We start from the raw sequence: 20,002 nt of genomic DNA, 5'->3' as shown, positions 1-20,002 counted from the left end.
CTCCTGCGCTCCCGTATTGGGACTGCAAAGATACAAATCTTTTTTACTTCCGCAACTTTTATTTCTAAAAATTTTGAAGCCTTTTTTTAGACTTATTTTCTTTTCGAGTATACCGTTTTATGCTTATCTAAAAGCCCTTCTGCGCTTACTGATTTTCTTTCGTTTTTCAGTGCGGCAAAGGTAAGCCAACTTACCTATACCAAACAAGTTTATGTAACACTAAATTCATATTCCGTTCATTTTTTATCTTAACACGCTGGAAGGTAAGGTGAAAAGTTTTAAACAAATGTTTGAGGAGTTATGAGTGAGGAGTGAGGAGTTATGAGTTGTGAGTGATAGGTGATAGGTGATAGGTGATAGGTGATGGAAGTTATTCCATATATATGGTATTGTTCTTTTACTATATATTATTTATATGATCGGGTTGTCTTATCTGAAGGTCCTGGATTTGGTTTTGGCTAAAGCCAATGGATGGGGTTGTTCTATGTGGATGGGCTAAAGCCCATTCCTATTGAACAGGTGTTCCGGAAAGAATGGGTTTATTATTGGCGGCTGGCTACTGGCGGCTGGCTATTGATCATTGATCATTCACTATTGGCTATTGACCATTGACGATTCATCGTTGACCGTTCACTTACTGCCGCATGTTTATCAGGCTTCTTTTGTAATGTATCACTCCTACCCTAGCCCCGATAGTAACGGGTACCCCGCAGCACAGCTCGGCACAGGGAAGGATACAGCGCAGGGAGCCATGCGCGAGGAGTATGAGTGGATAGCGGGAAAAAGCTCCTCTTGAGTTCGAGAGTTTGAGAGTTTGAGAGTTCGAGAGTTGGAGGGTTGGAGAGGTTTGAGTCTGAGAATGAAAGGTGGAGGGGTTGGGAGTGAACAAAAAAAAACATTCCGTGAAAATCTTAGCTGTTAAAGATTCTCACGGAATGATTATAAAGTAAAGTTATATGGTTTAATTCAGAACATAAGATGTTCCGTCTCGCCCGTCTTTTAATTCGATACCTTCAGCCAGCAGCTTGTCTCTGATCTGATCTGAAAGGTCAAAGTTCTTGGACTTTCTTGCCTGATTTCTAAGTTCAATTAAAACTTTCAATGTCTGATCAAGTTTTTCATTGTTATTTTCCTCTACAGCCTGTAATCCCAATACATCAAAGATAAAAGCATTCAAAGTTGCCTTTAAATCTTCAAGGTCTTGTGTAGAGATGGTTTCTTTGGCATCATTTAAAGCAAAGATGTATTTTACAGCTTCAAATAAATGAGCAATCAGAATTGGAGAATTGAAATCATCGGTTAATGCTTCATAACATTTGTTTTTCCATTCTTTAAGGCTGAAAGCAGACTGTTTATTATCGTCAGGAGCGATTGAGTTTAATACTTTCACAGCCTCCATCAATCTTATAAATCCTTTTTCGCTGGCTATCATCGCATCATTGGAAATATCCAAAACACTTCTGTAATGTGCCTGCAGGAAGCAGAAACGAACAATTGACGGATGGAAAGGCTTTTCAAAGAAGTCGTTATCTCCTGTAACCAGTTGCATAGGAAGAATATAGTTTCCTGTAGATTTACTCATACGCTGGGAATTCATCGTCAACATATTGGCATGCATCCAGTAATTTACTGGAGCAGCGTCGTTGCATGCTTTCCCTTGGGCGATTTCGCATTCGTGGTGTGGGAATTTCAAGTCCATTCCTCCTCCGTGAATATCGAAAGTTTCTCCAAGATATTTTGTGCTCATCGCTGTACATTCAAGGTGCCATCCCGGGAATCCTTCTCCCCAGGGAGAGTTCCATCTCATAATATGAGCGGGAGAGGCTTTTTTCCAAAGGGCAAAATCCTGTGGGTTCTTTTTCTCACCTTGTCCGTCAAGATCACGGGTATTGGCAAAAAGCTCTTCTATATTACGTTTTGAAAGTTCACCATAATTAAGTCCTCTTTTATTGTATTCCAATACATCGAAGTATACTGAACCGTTGCTTTCGTAGGCGAAACCTCTTTCAATCAGTTTTTGTGTCAGTTCGATCTGTTCCACAATATGACCGGTAGCTGTGGGCTCGATATTGGGAGGAAGCAGGTTGAACATCTCTAACACTTTATGAAAATCTACGGTATATTTCTGTACGATTTCCATAGGCTCCAGCTTTTCAAGTCTGGTCTGTTTTACAAATCTGTCATTATCTACGTTTCCGTCATCGGTAAGGTGTCCGGCATCGGTAATGTTTCTTACATATCTCACTTTATACCCTAAATGCATTAGGGTACGGTAGATAAAATCGAAAGAAAGGAAAGTTCTTACATTTCCCAGGTGTACATTACTGTAAACGGTAGGCCCACAGACATACATTCCGATATTACCTTCTAAAATAGGTTTGAATATTTCTTTTTCTGCTGTAAGCGAGTTATATATTTTTAGTTGCATTTATTTTTTATTAAAGATTCAATAGTTTAAGATTTAAAAATTAGTTAAAATAATATTCTGTCACAACAAATAATTGTTGTGATATAAATTTTATCTGAAACTTTTTTAAATTTTATCATAATCAAATCGCTTTTAAATGATGTTGCAGATGTTCTACATAATCATTGATAATAAATTCCAATGTAAAAACCTGGAGTTCTGTTTTGGTGGTATCACAAGTTCTCTGTAGTGCTTCATCAGGAATATTTTCAACAACACGAACAATCTGGTAGTTCAACGTCTTCCAAAGGCTGATAACCTCATCAGTAGGAACATTCTGATAGTTCTGGATTTTCACCCATTCATTTTGATCGTATACAATATTCTCATTCTCCTTATATTGAGTGACTACAAATCTACGGATATTTGTAAAAGCACTGTCACAAAGATGTCCTATAATTTCTTTTTTAGACCATTTTTCTGGTGTAGCTTTATAATTCCATTCTTCTTCGGAAATTGTTTGAAATCTCTGAAGTCCGGCATCTACCATATGCTTAAGAACCTGGTAATTCATTACTAATAATCTAGTTTTGCATGGCTTCCTACATAATGTAAGAATTCCTGTCTTGTAATAGGGTTTGTTCTGAAAATACCACTTAATTCAGCTGTTATGGTGGAGCTTGATGTATCTTTAATTCCTCTGCAGTTTACACAAAGGTGTTTGGCATCAATGATGCAGGCTACGTTTTTTGTTCCTAAAGCTTCTTTCAGGGCGTCTACAATCTGCATAGTCAATCTTTCCTGAACCTGTGGTCTTTTTGCATAATAATCAACAATTCTGTTAATTTTTGAAAGACCTATTACTTCTCCGTTTGAGATATAGGCTACGTGTGCTCTTCCAATAATCGGAAGGAAATGATGTTCGCAGAAAGAATATACGGTAATATCTTTTTCCACTAACATCTGACGGTACTTATATTTATTGGAAAAGGTAGAAATACCCGGCTTATTTTCCGGCAGTAATCCGCCGAAAATCTCATTCACATACATTTTGGCTACACGCTTCGGAGAATCTTTTAAAGAGTCGTCTGTCATGTCTAACCCAAGGGTTTCCATAATTTCACCAAACAGCTCAGTAATTTTTTCAATTTTTTCCTGTGGCGATTTATCAAAAGCATTTTCCCTTATAGGCGTATGTTCTTTTCCTGTGAAAATATCATCGTCGTTATCAGTAAAATCAACCATTTTTATTTAATTTGCAGCAAAAATACGGATAATATTAATTCATTTATTTTAAAATAGACCGAAAAATATTATCTTTTATAACCAGTCTTATTAAAAAACCTATGATTATTGTCGAAGAAGTACAAAATGAAAAACATAAAAAGGAATTTCTGGAATTCCCTGCACAACTTTATCTCCACGACAACCATTATATACGCCCTTTAGATAAACATATTGAAGAAATTTTTGATCCCCGAAAGAGTAAGTTTTTCAAATATGGAGAATGTAAAAGGTTTTTGTTTAAAAAGAATGACAAAACAGTGGGTAAAGTCGCTGTTTTTATCAACACCTGTTATGAACAAAAGCAGCCAACAGGAGGTTTTGGTTTTTTCGACTGTATTCATGATCAGCAAACGGCTAATTTTATTTTTGACCATTGTAAAAGCTGGCTTCAGGAAAAAGGTATGGAAGCAATGGATGGGCCTATCAATTTTGGAGAAAGGGATAAATTCTGGGGTCTTTTGATTGAAGGATTTACTGAACCTTTGTTTGGTATGAATTACAACCCTCCTTACTACAAAGAGCTTTTTGAAAATTATGGTTTTCAGATTTATTTTGAACAATTTTGTTTTACAAGGCCCATTTTCGCAGAGGTTTCAAGGGTTTTCACTATTGCTTATGAGAGAAACAGGAGAAATCCTGCTATTTCTGCCCAGCCTATGAAAAAGAATAACCTGAAAAAATTTGCCAAAGATTTTACGGAGGTGTACAATAAAGCCTGGGCTTCTCATGGTGAAGGGAAACATATAGAGGAAGCTAAGGTCCTGAAAATGTTTAATACGATGAAGCCTATTATCAATGAACATATCTCATGGTTTGTGTATGAAAATGAAAAACCGATTGCGATGTGGATTAATCTCCCGGATCTTAATCAATGGTTTAAATATCTCAATGGAAAATTCGGAATTTTTGAAAAGCTTAAATTTTTATGGCTAAAGGAGTTTAAAAGGAATGAAAAAATGGTTGGTCTGGTTTTCGGGGTAGTTCCAGAATGGCAGAAAAAAGGTATTGATGGGTATATGATCTGGAAAGGGACCCAGCATTTGAGAGAACATACAGATTTTACAACTACTGAACTGCAGTGGATTGGTGATTTTAATCCAAAGATGATCAAAATTGCAGAAGCTCTTGATACTACAGTGACCAGGAAGCTCGCAACTTACCGATATTTATTCGATAGAAATAAAGAATTTGAAAGACATCCTATCCTTTAAAATGAGGAAGTCTGAGCCTGAAAGATGGAAGTTATTGAAGACCAGATTCAGTTTTGCTTCAGATTAAAAATAAAACCCTGCCATATAGACAGGGATTCCTTCATTTTTGGTACTTTTATTAGAATAGCTCACCGGCTACTTTTTTAATATTATCACTTTTCCCCATGGAGTAAAAGTGTAAAACAGGAACTCCAAAATCCAGCAGTTCTTTACATTGGGCAATGGCCCATTCTATTCCGATTTGTTTTACGGCTTCATTATTTTTAGCATTTTCAACTTCATTGATTAATTCTTCCGGCAGATCTATTTTAAATACTTGTGGCAACAGTTTCAAGTGCCTTTTGGTAGCAATAGGTTTAATTCCCGGAATAATAGGAACGGTAATTCCCATTTCTCTTGCTTTCTGAACGAATTCAATATACTTTTTATTGTCAAAGAACATCTGAGTCACAATATAATCTGCTCCGGCATCTACTTTCTGCTTCAGCCATTTCAGGTCATAATTCATGGAGGGTGCCTCCATATGTTTTTCGGGATATCCTGCCACTCCTATGCAGAATTTATTAAGCTCATCACAAATCTGATCTTCGTCATGAAGGTACTTTCCTCTTCCCAGGTTATTAATCTGGTTGACAAGGTCCATAGCACTGGCATGCCCTCCCTGGGTAGGTTCAAAATACTGATGTCCTTTCATTGCATCTCCTCTCAATGCCATAACGTTATCTATTCCAAGGTACATACAGTCTACCAAAAGATATTCTGTTTCTTCTTTTGTAAATCCTCCACACAGCAAATGTGGAACTGTATCTACATTATATTTATGTTGAATAGCGGCACAGATTCCCAACGTTCCCGGCCGCATTCTTGTAATACGACGTTCCACCAGCCCATTTCCTTTATCGAGATAGATATATTCCTCTCTTGAAGTGGTAACATCAATGAACGGGGGCTTGAATTCCATCAGCGGATCTATGTTCGTATACAGATCTTCAATACCGATTCCTTTCTGTGGCGGAACAACTTCTAAGGAGAATAAAGTTTTGCCATTTGCGTTTTTAATGTGTTCTGTTATCTTCATGTTATATTTTAGTTGTTGGTTGATAGTTGATAGCTAAGAGTCTTGATTTGTAAACAAACTATCAGCTCTCACCCATGAACTATAAACTTTTTTTAATCTGCTAAGTTGGGTGACAACCATTTTCTTGCTTCCTGAATGGTACACCCTCTTCTTGCAGCATAGTCTTTAAGCTGGTCTTCTGTAATTTTTCCTAAACCGAAGTATTTTGCATGCGGGCTTCCGAAATAGTATCCGGAAACCGCTGCTGTAGGAAACATGGCTAAACTTTCGGTAAGGTAAACGCCTATATTTTCTTCTACTTTTAAAAGATCCCAGATTGTTTTCTTTTCCAAATGGTCAGGGCAGGCCGGATATCCGGGTGCAGGACGAACTCCTTTGTATTTTTCAGCAATCAGATCTTCGTTGCTTAAGTTTTCCTGATTGGCATAGCCCCAGTACTCGGTTCTTACTTTTTTATGTAAAAACTCGGCATAAGCTTCTGCAAAACGGTCTGCCAATGCTTTTACCATGATGGCATTATAATCATCATTGGCTTTTTCATATTCAGCGGACAATTCATCTGTTCCAAAACCTGTGGTCACACAGAAAGCTCCTACATAATCTGTTTTTCCTGAACTCTGAGGAGCAATAAAATCACTTAAAGCCAAATATTCTTTTCCTTTTGATCTTTGAGCCTGCTGTCTTAAAGTTAAAAACTTAGCCTGCTCATTATTATTCTCATCAAAGATTAAGATATCGTCAGATTCATTGGAGTTGGCTTTAAAAATTCCGAAGATGGCTTTTGCTGTTAATAATTTTTCGTCTAAAATTCTTTTTAAAATAACCTGGGCATCCTTAAATAACTCTTTAGCCTGAACGCCTACTACCTTATCTTCTAGAATATTAGGGTATTTCCCATGCAGGTCCCAGCTTCTGAAAAACGGCGACCAGTCTATAAAAGGAAGAAGCTCATGCAAATCCTGGTTTTCAAAAACTTTTATACCTAAGTTATTCGGTGTAAAAATCTCTTCATTTTCCCAATCAATTGTAAAATGATTTTTTCTTGCTTCTTCAATTGATACATAGTCTTTATCAACCTGTCTGTTCAGGAATTTTTCCCTGAAATCTGAGTAATCATTCTTTAGATCTGAAACATATTCTTTATTTCGGTCACCCAATAATGAACTTACTACATTTACTGCTCTTGAAGCATCATTCACATGAACAACTGCATTTTTATATTTTAAATCGATTTTCACAGCAGTATGTGCTTTTGATGTAGTAGCACCTCCGATCAATAAAGGAAAATCTAAGTTTTGTCTTTCTAATTCTGAAGCGATATATACCATCTCATCCAGACTTGGAGTAATTAACCCGCTTAATCCAATGACATCTACTTTTTCTGCAATGGCTGTCTGAATAATCTTTTCGGCAGGCACCATCACTCCAAGGTCAACGATTTCATAATTGTTACAGCCTAAAACTACACTCACAATATTTTTACCAATATCGTGAACATCTCCTTTTACTGTTGCCATTAGAATTTTCCCATTCGCAGGTCTTGATCCGTCTTTTTCAGCTTCAATATAAGGCTGTAAATAGGCAACTGCTTTTTTCATTACTCTTGCCGACTTTACGACCTGTGGCAGGAACATTTTTCCGCTTCCAAATAAATCTCCTACCACTCCCATTCCGGTCATCAGATTAATTTCTATGACATGAAGCGGTTTTTCGGCAACTTGTCTGGCTTCTTCTACATCTTCTTCAATAAAACGATCGATACCTTTTACCAGTGCATACGTAATTCTTTCCTGCAAAGGATTGTTTCTCCATTCTAAATCTTCGGTTTTTTCTTTCTTTACCGACTTATGTTTTTCGGAATAATCCAAAAGTCTTTCTGTAGCATCTTCTCTCTTATCAAGAATGACATCTTCTACAAGCTCCAGAAGTTCTTTATTAATTTCATCATAAACCTCCAGCATTGCAGGGTTTACAATTCCGATGTTCATTCCGGCCTGGATGGCATGATAAAGAAATACGGAATGCATGGCTTCCCTTACGGTATCATTTCCACGGAATGAGAAAGAAACATTACTCACCCCTCCGCTTACAGATGCATAGGGAAGATTATTCCTTACCCACCGTGTTGCTTCAATAAAATCGATGGCATTTCTTCTATGTTCATCCATTCCTGTAGCCACCGGAAAAATATTTAAATCGAAAATGATATCTTCGGCAGGAAAACCAATCTGGTTCACCAAAATATCATAAGACCTTTTTGAGATTTCAATTCTCCGTTCAAGACTATCTGCCTGCCCTACCTCATCAAATGCCATTACAATCACAGCAGCACCATATCTTTTGATGGCTTTTGCATGTTTGATAAATTCTTCTTCTCCTTCTTTTAAGCTGATGGAATTTACCACACATTTTCCCTGTGCCACCTGAAGACCAGCTTCTAAGATTTCCCATTTGGAAGAATCCACCATGATTGGAATTCTTGCGATATCCGGTTCGGAAGCAATTAAGTTCAGGAACTTGATCATGGACGCTTTTCCGTCAATCAATCCATCATCAAAATTGACATCAAGAATTTGTGCCCCACCTTCCACCTGATGGCGGGCAATATCTAATGCTTCAGAGAATTTCTCCTCTTTAATAAGTCTTAAAAATTTTTTGGAGCCGGCAACATTGGTTCTTTCACCAACATTGATGAAATTACTCTCCGGTGTTATGATAAGAGGCTCAAGGCCCGATAATCTTAAATACTTCATTTAATTTTATTCTTCTAAAATATAATAGGCATTATTTGCATTCTGCCTTAATAAATCTCTATGCTTGGCTAAAGCAGTGATCAGTGGAAATCTTTTGTATGCTAAACCATGCTCTCTAGCAAATTTTTCTATCTCCTCAGTGATTTCGTTATAATACATATAGCTATAATTTGGAAATAAATGATGGGCAACATGGAAATTAAAATTCCCCAACACATTTCTCACCAGCCAATTGTTTTCTTTTAAATCATTAGTGACTTCAAATTGGTGACGAAGCCAGCTGAATGGAAGTCCATTACTCCTGTCTAATCTCGGAAAAGCATTATCAGGCAGCGGATGCAGGGGCAATAAAACAAACAAGGCAAAAATACTTGCTGAAATCACCTGTAAAAACCATGCTCCCAATGCCAAGCCTACTGATACTTTAAAGAACATAACAGGAATTACAATCTGATAAAAAAAGTAGAACAACTTATAGCCTATCATTTTTATTTTTTCTATCGCAGGTATTTTTCCCTGGGTTTTCAAAATCACCCTTTCCTTATCAAAGAAGTCTCTAAAATCTCTTATAAACATCCAGTTGAATAAATACAACGGATATACTAAAAAGAAAAACTTATCCTGATACTTCTGTACCCCTTTTGCTTTGATCCAGGGAATGATTAACAGCAAACCACTCTGCTCGATATCGGTATCCCAGCCATCCACATTCGGATAGGCATGATGACTTGCTATATGCCTTTTTTTCCAGATGTAGGAATTAGCTCCCACAAAATCAAAAATGTGCAAAACCAGAAAATTCAGTCTTCTACTTTTATAAATATTATTATGAGCTGCTTCATGAATTAGATTTAAATAAATCAAAACCAGAAAAATGCCCATTGCAATAAAACTCAATATATACATCCAAGGCTTTTCTGCGTTGAGAACTGCAAAAAAGTATAAGCTTATATAGATCAACGGCAGGATAACAGCCTTCACCTGAATATAAATATCCCTGTTTTCAGGAATTGCTTCTACCCTTTGGTTTACTTTCTTTCTCAGTTCATTAAACAGTTTCACATCGTCTGAATTTTTTAAGTAACTCGGCTTTTCCATTACATTAAACTTTATGGTTTATTTAAAGTTAATATTTACAATCCAGCCAACATTCTTGATTTTGATTAAAAAAATCTATCAAATCACACAAATTCCTTCAATTTTCTTGGCGGATATTTTTCTACCATATCAGCAATTGCCTTGATATGTTCCGGAGTAGTACCGCAGCATCCTCCGATAATATTGATCAATCCTTTTTCTACATATTCTTTAATCTGTCTGGCCATATCTTCCGGTGTCTCATCATATTTCCCAAAAGCATTCGGTAAGCCTGCATTCGGATAAGCCGAAACATAGAATTCTGAATTATGGGCTAACGTTTCCAGGTAAGGTGTCAGCTGATCTGCCCCTAAAGCACAGTTGAAGCCCACGCTTAACAGGTTCAAATGAGAAACTGAGATCAGAAAAGCTTCTGCTGTCTGCCCGCTCAAAGTTCTTCCTGAGGCATCGGTAATGGTTCCTGAAACCATGATTGGAATTGTAATTCCTCTTTCTTCCTGAAGTTCATCAATGGCAAATAAGGCGGCCTTGGCATTCAGTGTATCAAAGATGGTTTCTACCAACAAAATATCTGATCCTCCATCCAATAGTGCTTCACATTGCTGCCTGTAAGCTACTCTCAATTCTTCGAAAGTAATCGCTCTATACCCAGGATCATTAACATCGGGGCTTAAACTTGCCGTCCTGTTTGTAGGCCCTATAGATCCTGCCACAAATCTCGGCTTATCAGGATTTTTTGCGGTGTATTCATCGCAGGCTTTTCTGGCAATTCTTGCAGACTCATAGTTCAGCTCATAGACCAGTTCTTCCATGTGATAATCTGCCATCGCAATCGTAGTTCCTGAGAACGTATTCGTTTCAATGATATCAGCACCTGCTTCCAGATATTTTTTATGAACTTCTTCAATCGCATGGGGCTGTGTCAAAGAAAGCAGGTCATTATTTCCTTTTACCGAATGTTCCCAGTCTTTGAAACGCTCTCCACGATAATCTTCTTCTTCAAACTTGTAACGCTGAAGCATTGTTCCCATGGCACCGTCGAGGATGAGAATACGCTTTTGGAGTTGAGAGTTGAGAGCTGAGAGTTGAAAGTCTTGTATGCTATTTTTCATTTTCTATTTTTTTGTAATAATTTATAAATCCGCTGATAAGCTTTTTACATAAAAGGATTTTTCTATTTACAATTTCAAAATCATCTTTAGAAATATATACTTGGTCTAAAGCCAGATAAAATTGGGTTTCCAGTTCGTAAAGAGATCCCCTGGCAATATGCAAAAAGTGTAATGTATCTTTAGATGTTCTTCTTCCACATCCTTCTGCTATATTTGATGGGATTGAAATAGCAGCTCTTCTTATTTGACTGGTTAAAGCAAATAATTCTTCTTTAGGAAAATTTGTGGTCAAAATATAAGTTAGGTTAACCAATTTTCTTCCTTCAATCCAAACCTCTAATTCTGTATAATCTCTACTCATTTTTTATCTATAAACTGTCAACCCTAAACCCTCAACTAATCTAAGGCTTGCTTCAGGTCTACAATGATATCTTCTACATTTTCCAGCCCTACTGAACAACGGACTAAACCTGCCGTAATCCCTACTTCGTTTCTCTCTTCATCAGACAATTTGGAATGCGTTGTAGAAGCCGGGTGAGTAACGATCGTTCTTGTATCACCTAAGTTAGCGGAAAGTGAACACATTTGTATCTTGTCTAAGAAGTTTCTTCCACCCTCTATACCTCCTTTTATTTCAAAAGCAACAATATTTCCTCCGAGCTTCATCTGTTTTTTGGCAACTTCATAGTTCGGATGGGATTTCAGGAATGGATATTTTACCAGTTCTACATTAAGGTGACTTTCTAAAAACTCGGCTACTTTCAATGCATTTTCACAATGTTTTTCAACACGGATTGCCAATGTCTCCAGGCTTTTTGATAATACCCATGCATTAAAAGGAGATAGTGCAGGTCCTGTATTTCTTGCAAAAAGATAAATTTCTCTGATCAGCTCTTCCTTTCCTACTGCAATTCCTCCTAAAACTCTTCCCTGTCCGTCAATCAGCTTCGTTGCTGAATGTACAACAACATCTGCACCATATTTTATCGGCTGCTGAAGATAAGGTGTTGCAAAACAGTTATCTACAATGAAAATAAGATTGTATTTTTTAGCAATCTGCCCGAAAAACTCCAGATCCAGAATCTCAATAGCAGGATTGGTGGGTGTTTCAAGATATAGAATCTTTGTATTAGGCTTGATATATTTTTCTACATTTTCAGCATCGCCTGCCTTGAAGTAGGTGGTTTCAATATTCCATTTTGGAAAATACTTGGTAAACAAGGTATGGGTAGATCCAAAAACCGACTGGCAGCTTACAATATGATCGCCGGCATTCAATAATGCTGCAAATGTGGAATAAATTGCCGCCATTCCCGTCGCAAATGCATATCCTGCTTCTGCACCTTCCATTTTAGCAATTTTATCTGTGAATTCCGTTACGTTCGGGTTAGAGAAACGGCTGTATAGGTTTTTAGGCTTTTCTTCGGCAAAACTTGCCCTCATATCTTCGGCATCCTGGAAAATAAAGCTGGATGTAAGATATAATGGCGTGGAATGCTCGTCAAACTGGGTTCTTTCAGTTTGGGTTCTTATTGCTGATGTTTCAAAATTCTCCATATAGTTTTAATTAATTTACCAATATAGCAGTCTAACAATATAGCAATGAGATTCTTCGCTACGCTCAGAACGTCCATTTATAAATATTGGTAAACTTTATATTGTCAGATTGTTATATTAATTTTATTTTATTTCACTTACTCTTAAAATATCTCCGAAAACGCCTCTGGCAGTTACCTGCGCTCCGGCTCCGGCTCCCATAATAACAATTGGATTTTCACCGTAGCTTTCTGTATAAATCTCAAATATGGAGTCTGAACCTTTTAACTGCCCTAATGCTGAACTTCCAGGTACAGAAACTAGCTTGACATCAAGCTGTCCTTTTTCTTCCTGCAGATTTCCGTGCAGATCTCCTACATAACGCAGTACATGCCCAGGCTCCTGGTTTTCTTTAATCTTCTGATATTCTTCATCGAGTTCTTCCAATCTTGAGATAAATTCACTTTTCTCTACAGCCAGAAGATTTTCAGGAATCAGGTTTTGAATATTAATATCCTGGAATTCGTTGATCAGATCCAGCTCTCTTGCCAAAATCAGAAGTTTTCTTGCTACGTCATTTCCAGAAAGATCTTCACGCGGATCCGGTTCTGTGTACCCTTTCTCCATTGCTTCTCCGATAACTTTGGAAAACTTATCGTTTCTTACAGAGAAGTTATTGAAGATATAGCTTAGAGACCCCGAGAATACGCCTTTTATTCTTGTAATATTTTCTCCTGAAAGGTGTAATAATTTAATGGTATCAATTAACGGAAGACCTGCTCCTACATTTGTTTCATACAAATACCGTCTGTTGTTTTTACTCAACGTATATCTTAGTTTACGATATTCTTCAATAGGAAGTGTGTTGAAGATCTTATTGGAAGAAACCAGGTCAAATCCGTTTTCGGCTAAGGCATGATAGTTTTTTACAAAATCCTTACTCGCCGTATTATCCACGACAATCAGATTTTCTAATTGATTTTCATTGGAGAATCTGATCAGTTCCTGAACATCTGATGAATGTTCTGCTGTTAGAACCTCATCATTCCAATTTGCATCAAATCCTTTTTTATTGAAAGCTATTTTCTTTGAATTCGCTACTGCAACTACTTTTAAGTCTATTTTCTTGCGTCTTTTAATTTCTTCTGAAGATTCAAGAACCTGTTCAATTAATGTTTTTCCAACATTTCCATGGCCTATAATTGCCAGGTGAACCGTTTTTGGTTTTTTGAATATTTCAGATTCTAAGATATTTCTGGTTTTTTCATCCTGTGACGATGTTACTACGATGTTTACTCTGTTTTCTCCTGAAACCTGGTTTAAAAGTAATGGAAAAACATTATTTCTGGCCAGCTCAGCAAGGACTTTATTAAAATCTTCTGCTACAAATCCGAGTACAGAAACATTATTGATGCTGTAGATTTGGGAAACTTTTCCCGATTTTCTTTCTGCTTCAAATTCATCGATAAGACAAGCCACTGCTTTTTCTGCATCATTTTCCTGAACCAAAATAGAGATTCCGTTTTCTATAGCTTGCTGGGAAATTACCCCTACACTGATACGCGCTAAAGTGAGCGCTTTAAAAATTCGTCCGTCAATTCCGATTTCTCCAAGGAAATCTTCTCCTTCAAATTTAATGATTGATCTGTTCTTCAAAAATTTTATTTCGTTAGCATTTTTCATGAGTATATAAAATATTTTTTATGATAGTATTTAATTGTTGGTATTCCATTAGGAAGGCGTCATGCCCATGTACTGACTGGATCTCGTGATAAGAAACATTCTTATTTTTCTCTGCCATTCTTTCAAAACACATCCTGATCTCAGAAGCAGGAAAGAATAAATCTGTATCAACGGAGATCATGTGCATTCGTGCCTGGACTTTATCCAGCATTGATTCATCTGCATTGATATTCATTAACAGATGGTTCATGAGCTTATATGCTTTTAAACTAAATCTATCGTTTAATGCATTACCGTGATAAACCAGCCAATCTTCCGATTCTAAGCTTTTTTTCTCCTTATTGTATTTGTTTTGAAATCTGTTATTGAGTGATTGTGGAGTCCGGTAACACAACATAGCATGAATTCTGGCTTTTTGCAGAGGTTCATCTTTATCATTCAATAAAAACTTCTGAACCAGACATTGTGCATGCAGCCAATCGTGAGTTCTGTAATCACAGGCTATAGGAATAAATATTTCCGTCAGTTTAGGCTGCTTTGTAAGCATTTCCCAAGCAATGCTTCCTCCCAGAGAGCCTCCAATAATGGCATATAGTTTTTTGATCTGTAAAGTTTCCAGCCCTTTCAAAAAGATATTGGCAATATCTGCCGGGGTGAAATCTTCATAATCTTCAATTAAAAAATTATCATATCCGTTTCCGGGAATATTAAAACACAGAACTGTATATTTTTTTGTATCAACTACCTGATTTTCACCAATTAATTGTTTCCACCATCCTTTTTCTCCGGATACATTTGAGTTTCCGGTTAGCGCATGATTGATTAAAATAATGGGTGCAGTAAACAGGTCTTTCCCGAAAAGCTCATAGCTCAACGGGATATAATATTCCTTTTGGGAATTGGTTTGATACGAAAGATTAATATAGTTTAGTTCTGTTTTCAATTCTATTATTTTTAATACAATTGAAAATGCCACAGGAAATGGCTGAAAAGAACTTCAGTAGTTATCTGTCCAAAATTATTTTGGTAGAACGTAGCACCTTCTTTGCTTGCACAAAGGGTTGCTAAGGTTTCATAGGGTCTAATCCCTCAACCTTTCTTGATAACATTTTCAATATTTGAATGAACGAATGGTACAAAGGTAGTTTTTTTCTTTTAATTTCAAAAAAAAATAATTTAATATTTTAATATTCCCCATAAATACAAGTATTTCAAGGGTATATTAAGAATTATTCAGATGATAGGAATTGGAATTACTTTTCAAAAAAACTAACTTCGTATAGAAAAATGATGTGATATGACCTCCGAAAAAGAAAGATTACAAGATTCCAAATGGAAAAACTGGGGACCTTATGTAAGCAACCGGCAATGGGGAAATGTACGTGAAGATTACAGCCCAAACGGAAATGCGTGGAACTTTACCAATCATAACAATGCAGAAAGCTATGCCTACCGTTGGGGAGAAGAAGGTATTGCAGGTATTTCCGATGTCAAGCAGCTGTTCTGTTTTGCATTTTCATTTTGGAACAAGAAAGATAAAATTGTAAAAGAGCGGTTCTTTGGGTTGAGCAATCCTCAGGGAAATCATGGTGAAGATATCAAAGAAATTTTCTATTACCTGGATAATACTCCTACTCATAGCTATATGAAAATGGTTTATAAGTATCCGATCAATGCATTTCCTTATGATGAGCTTCTTACAGAAAACGGAAAACGCAGCAAAAAGGAACCGGAATATGAAATTTTTGATACCGGAATCTTCAACGACGATGAATATTTTGATATTTTCATTGAATATTGTAAGGCTGACCATAACGATATTTTAGTAAGGGTTACGGTATGTAACCGAAGCCAGCACGCCGCACCAATTGTGGTAGCACCAACGGCATGGTTCAGAAACAACTGGAAATGGGGATATAATACCTATAAAGGCGAAATGACTTCTTCTCATGATGGGAGTATCAGCATTGGTCATGACAGTATTTCGATTAAAAAGCTATATTCCAGAAATGGGAATGCAAAACGGGTATTTTGTGATAATGAAACCAATACTTCCAAGCTTTACGGAGCTCCCAAGATTGAAAATACTTACTTCAAAGACGGTATTAATGACTTTATTATTCACAAGGGAGACACTGTAAATCCTGAGAAAAGAGGAACAAAAGCATCTTTTCTGATTGACGAACTTATTGAAGGCGGACAATGTAAGATTTTTGAACTCAGACTGTGTCCTGATGGAACTGATGAACCTTTTCAAAACTTTGATGAGATCTTCAATACCAGGAAAGCTGAAGCTGAAGAATTTTACAGCGAAATTCAACATGACACCCCTGATGAAGATGAAAGAAATGTTCAAAGGCAGGCCTTTGCCGGACTTCTCTGGAATAAACAGTTTTATCATTACAATATTGGAAAGTGGCTGAAAGGTGATCCTAATTTTGAAGCACCCAGAAACTTTAATGAATATGTAAGAAATACAGAATGGAATCATCTCCACAATAAGGATATTATTTCCATGCCTGATAAATGGGAATATCCCTGGTATGCTACCTGGGATCTGGCTTTTCACTGTGTTCCTTTATCCATGATAGATGCAGAATTTGCCAAGGGACAGCTTTTGCTATTGACCAAGGAATGGTATATGCATCCTAATGGGCAGCTTCCTGCCTATGAATGGAATATGAGCGACGTAAACCCACCTGTACATGCATGGTCCTGCTTCAGGGTTTTTAAAATTGATGAAAAAAATAATGGAAAACCTGATCTTTTATTTCTGGAAAAAGTATTCCAGAAGCTTCTCCTGAACTTTACCTGGTGGGTAAACAGAAAGGATAAAAATGGAAAGAATATCTTCGGGGGCGGTTTCCTGGGTCTTGATAACATTGGTGCTTTTGACCGGAATATGGTTTTAAAAGACGGGCAGCATCTTGAACAGGCTGACGGAACAAGCTGGATGGCTATGTACGCTTTAAATATGATGCGCATTGCAATGGAACTGGCCCAATATTACCAGGTGTATGAAGATATGGCTATTAAATTTTTTGAGCATTATCTTTATATCGCAGAAGCAATGGAAAATCTGGGTGAAGGAACCAAAGGCCTCTGGAATGAGGAAGACGGTTTTTTCTATGATGTTCTTCAACTTGGAAACGGAGACAGTGTATCTTTAAGGCTGAGAAGTATTGTGGGATTAATTCCTCTTTTTGCTGTTGAAATCGTAGACCACAGATTACTGGAAAAGATGCCGAACTTCAGAAGCAGAATGGAATGGATCTTAAAAAACAAACCTGAACTTACTAAGCTTGTTTCTCATTGGGATGAGGAAGGACATGGAAGGAAACACTTAATGAGTATCCTTCGTAAAAACAGACTGACAAAAGTTTTAACAAGAATGCTTGATGAAAAGGAGTTTTTAAGTTCTTACGGAATTCGTGCCATGTCTAAAGTATATGAAGAAAATCCTTTTATATTTTCTGTTCACGGAACGGAAAATATAGTTTATTATACTCCTGCAGAAAGTGACAGCAGAATGTTTGGCGGTAACAGCAACTGGCGTGGCCCTATATGGTTTCCTATTAATTTTCTGATTGTGGAAAGCTTACAGCGTTTTCATTATTATTATGGGAACAGTCTGAAAGTAGAGTTTCCAACAGGAAGTGGGGATAAAAAAAATCTTGATGAAGTAGCCCAAAATATCAGTAAAAGACTTTGCTCTATTTTCTTAAAGGATGAACATGGCCAACGTGCTTTTAACGGCGGAAATCCGAAATTTAATCATGATGAACACTTTAGAGATTATATCACTTTCTTTGAATATTTCCATGGAGACAATGGACGTGGCGTAGGGGCTTCCCATCAGACAGGATGGACTGCTACCGTAGCTAAACTTATTAAACCAAGGCTGACATTTTAATAGGCTGTGAATCATAAAAAAACCGGATGAGACATCCGGTTTTTTTATTTTTTTAAGACAATAGAATTAAATTTTATCTCCATTCACAAAAACTTCGTATCCGATTTCTACATTCGGCTCTAACGTTTTTGATACGGAACAGTATTTTTCAAAAGATAATTCTGCTGCTTTTAATGCTTTCTTGGGATCAATTTCTCCTTCCAAAAGGAATTTTACTTTAATAGATTTAAAAGGCTTTGCATCATCTACCTGAATTCTCTCTCCTTCCACTTCTGCCTGAAAGCTTTTAATATCCTGACGCTGCTTTTTTAAAATAGAAACCACATCAATTCCGCTGCAGCCTGCTACAGCCATCAGGACACTTTCCATTGGAGAAACACCTTTAGCTCCCGGCTGGGAAGTATTGTCCAAAAGAATAGAGTTTCCTTGGGAGTTGGTACATTCAAATAAAAAGTCGTCGTTTATTCTGTTGAGTGTTATTTTCATTATTGCTTGTTGCTTGTTGCTTGTTGCTTGTTGCAAAGTTATAAAATTCCTCTCGCTTTTATCTCCAAGTATTTATTGATAACATCAATATTCAGGTTTTCAGGAAGGGTATATACGGTGTAAATTCCATATTTACGCAGCTCCTGGATAATTAGTTTCTTTTCAAATTCAAATTTTTCAGCGACGATTTCATCATATATCTCCTGCATATTTTCAGGATTTTTATTGATCAGCGCCTGGAGTTCGGCATTTTTGAAAAACACCACTACCAGCAAGTGATTTTTAGCAATTCCACGAAGATATTTCAACTGGCGGTTTAATCCGTCCAGCGTTTCAAAATTGGTAAAAAGCAAAATTAAGCTTCTCTGGTTGAGCGAATATTTTACATCCTGGTACAACCGGTTGAAGTCACTTTCAAAAAAATCTGTTTTAATATTGTACAGGGCTTCTGAGATTTTTTTCAAGTGCCCGGATTTATTATCGGCAGCAATTTTATTTTCTGCTTTTTTTGAAAAAGTCATCATTCCGGCCCTGTCTCCTTTTCTCAAAATAATATGGGACAATGCCATGGCAGCATTAATGGAATAATCCAGCAGGCTTAATCCATTGAAAGGCATTTTCATCGTTCTGCCTTTATCAATCAGTATAAAAATACGCTGTGATTTCTCATCCTGAAACTGGTTAACCATTAAACGATTGGCTTTGGATGTTGCCTTCCAGTTAATGGTTCTGATATCATCTCCAGGAACATAATCCTTGATCTGTTCAAACTCCATGGTATGCCCTAACTTTCTGACTTTCTTAATTCCTCCCAGCATAAACTCGCTCTGTAACGCCATCAGTTCATATTTTCTGAGATGAACAAAGGATGGATAGGAAGGTAAGATTGCATCTTTCTGGAAATTAAATCTTTTGGAAACTAATCCCAAGGGTGAGGAAGCATATACATTCAGACTTCCAAAATGGTATTCTCCTCTTTCTTTGGGTTCCAATGCATATTGGAAAAAAGTATTTGTCCCGGAATGAATATGTTTTTCAATTAAAAAATCTCTTTTCTGAAACTGGAAAGGTATTTCATCAATAATTTTGGTCGTAATCTTAAAGCTGTAATTGTTTTTGATATCAATTTTTACAAAGTTTTCGTCGCCATTGGACAATTTCTCCGGTACTATTCTTTGAGCCTGTAATGCATTTTTCTGATTAAAGAGAAGTAGGTAATCAACTATTACTGCAAGAAAACAAAGCAGTAATACCACGTGGGCAACCCACATCAAAGCCGGGAAGAAAAATGCCAAAACATACAGAACACCCACTCCGATGAGCGTAAAGAAGAAACGTGTATTGATGTATAAGTTTTTCATTGTTTAGGTTGCAGGTTGCAGATGACAGGTTTTGGGTGAGTGTTTATTAGCTTTATCACAATCATAATTACTGCTAC

Annotated in this window: 16 protein-coding genes and 1 riboswitch; of the genes, 3 read left to right on the top strand and 13 right to left on the bottom strand. The window is 36.9% G+C overall.

The genetic code is table 11. The annotated features are described in order from the left end of the window. The first annotated feature begins 471 nt into the window (after positions 1-471). Positions 472-612, top strand: coding sequence for a hypothetical protein (locus MP478_RS14025; RefSeq protein ID WP_257200786.1), 141 nt, complete (start codon positions 472-474; stop codon positions 610-612). A 349-nt stretch (positions 613-961) separates the two neighbouring features. On the opposite strand, the gene cysS is transcribed toward MP478_RS14025, so the two are convergent. The 3 genes from cysS to folE form a co-directional block, all read right to left on the bottom strand. Continuing rightward, positions 962-2,428 (bottom strand): cysteine--tRNA ligase, encoded by a 1,467-nt coding sequence (cysS, locus tag MP478_RS14020; RefSeq protein ID WP_257200785.1) that lies wholly within the window; start codon positions 2,426-2,428, stop codon positions 962-964. Between the two features lie 121 nt (positions 2,429-2,549). Further along, positions 2,550-2,981, bottom strand: coding sequence for a DinB family protein (locus MP478_RS14015; RefSeq protein ID WP_230034212.1), 432 nt, complete (start codon positions 2,979-2,981; stop codon positions 2,550-2,552). A gap of 2 nt (positions 2,982-2,983) precedes the next feature. Then, entirely contained in the window at positions 2,984-3,652 is a 669-nt protein-coding gene (gene folE / locus MP478_RS14010) for a GTP cyclohydrolase I FolE (RefSeq protein ID WP_230034210.1), read from the bottom strand. A gap of 101 nt (positions 3,653-3,753) precedes the next feature. On the opposite strand from folE, the gene MP478_RS14005 reads away from it, so the two are divergent. Beyond that, positions 3,754-4,905 carry a hypothetical protein gene (locus tag MP478_RS14005; protein WP_257191270.1) on the top strand — a complete coding sequence of 384 codons (1,152 nt, stop codon included), beginning with the start codon at positions 3,754-3,756 and terminating at the stop codon, positions 4,903-4,905. A gap of 118 nt (positions 4,906-5,023) precedes the next feature. On the opposite strand, the gene metF is transcribed toward MP478_RS14005, so the two are convergent. The 8 genes from metF to MP478_RS22595 form a co-directional block, all read right to left on the bottom strand. Beyond that, the gene (metF, locus tag MP478_RS14000) at positions 5,024-5,983 is read right to left on the bottom strand and encodes a methylenetetrahydrofolate reductase [NAD(P)H] (RefSeq protein ID WP_230034206.1); all 960 of its coding nucleotides are present in this window, start codon (positions 5,981-5,983) and stop codon (positions 5,024-5,026) included. Between the two features lie 92 nt (positions 5,984-6,075). Further along, on the bottom strand, positions 6,076-8,736 hold the full coding sequence (gene metH / locus MP478_RS13995; RefSeq protein ID WP_257191269.1) for a methionine synthase: 2,661 nt from the start codon (positions 8,734-8,736) through the stop codon (positions 6,076-6,078). A 6-nt stretch (positions 8,737-8,742) separates the two neighbouring features. Next, positions 8,743-9,834: a fatty acid desaturase gene (locus MP478_RS13990; protein ID WP_257200784.1), complete on the bottom strand. Its 1,092-nt coding sequence runs from the start codon at positions 9,832-9,834 to the stop codon at positions 8,743-8,745. 83 nt (positions 9,835-9,917) lie between these two features. Continuing rightward, the gene (locus MP478_RS13985; protein WP_257200783.1) at positions 9,918-10,946 is read right to left on the bottom strand and encodes a homocysteine S-methyltransferase family protein; all 1,029 of its coding nucleotides are present in this window, start codon (positions 10,944-10,946) and stop codon (positions 9,918-9,920) included. Then, complete coding sequence (locus MP478_RS13980; protein ID WP_257200782.1) at positions 10,936-11,307, bottom strand: four helix bundle protein; 372 nt, start codon at positions 11,305-11,307, stop codon at positions 10,936-10,938. The genes MP478_RS13985 and MP478_RS13980 overlap by 11 nt, the downstream gene beginning before the upstream one ends. A 35-nt stretch (positions 11,308-11,342) precedes the next feature. Continuing rightward, on the bottom strand, positions 11,343-12,503 hold the full coding sequence (locus tag MP478_RS13975) for an O-succinylhomoserine sulfhydrylase (protein WP_257200781.1): 1,161 nt from the start codon (positions 12,501-12,503) through the stop codon (positions 11,343-11,345). Positions 12,504-12,626: 123 nt separating this feature from the next. After that, positions 12,627-14,165, bottom strand: coding sequence for an ACT domain-containing protein (locus MP478_RS22600; RefSeq protein ID WP_257191264.1), 1,539 nt, complete (start codon positions 14,163-14,165; stop codon positions 12,627-12,629). Continuing rightward, positions 14,152-15,108, bottom strand: a complete 957-nt coding sequence (locus MP478_RS22595) for an alpha/beta fold hydrolase (protein WP_257191263.1) — start codon at positions 15,106-15,108, stop codon at positions 14,152-14,154. Before MP478_RS22595 ends, MP478_RS22600 begins: the two co-directional genes overlap by 14 nt. Positions 15,109-15,166: 58 nt before the next feature. Further along, positions 15,167-15,274: riboswitch (SAM riboswitch) on the bottom strand. A 188-nt stretch (positions 15,275-15,462) separates the two neighbouring features. On the opposite strand from MP478_RS22595, the gene MP478_RS13960 reads away from it, so the two are divergent. Further along, complete coding sequence (locus tag MP478_RS13960; RefSeq protein WP_257200780.1) at positions 15,463-18,078, top strand: glucosidase; 2,616 nt, start codon at positions 15,463-15,465, stop codon at positions 18,076-18,078. Between the two features lie 66 nt (positions 18,079-18,144). Here MP478_RS13960 and MP478_RS13955 read toward each other — a convergent pair whose 3' ends face one another. Continuing rightward, the gene (locus MP478_RS13955) at positions 18,145-18,564 is read right to left on the bottom strand and encodes an OsmC family protein (RefSeq protein ID WP_230034189.1); all 420 of its coding nucleotides are present in this window, start codon (positions 18,562-18,564) and stop codon (positions 18,145-18,147) included. A gap of 38 nt (positions 18,565-18,602) precedes the next feature. Then, entirely contained in the window at positions 18,603-19,925 is a 1,323-nt protein-coding gene (locus MP478_RS13950; RefSeq protein ID WP_257200779.1) for a DUF58 domain-containing protein, read from the bottom strand. Positions 19,926-20,002 lie beyond the last annotated feature (77 nt).

It is taken from the genome of Chryseobacterium sp. WG14 (assembly GCF_024586945.1).
Classification (GTDB): Bacteria; Bacteroidota; Bacteroidia; order Flavobacteriales; family Weeksellaceae; genus Chryseobacterium.
Note: the sequence above shows the minus strand (reverse complement) of the source record. Positions and strands in the feature narration are given on the sequence as shown.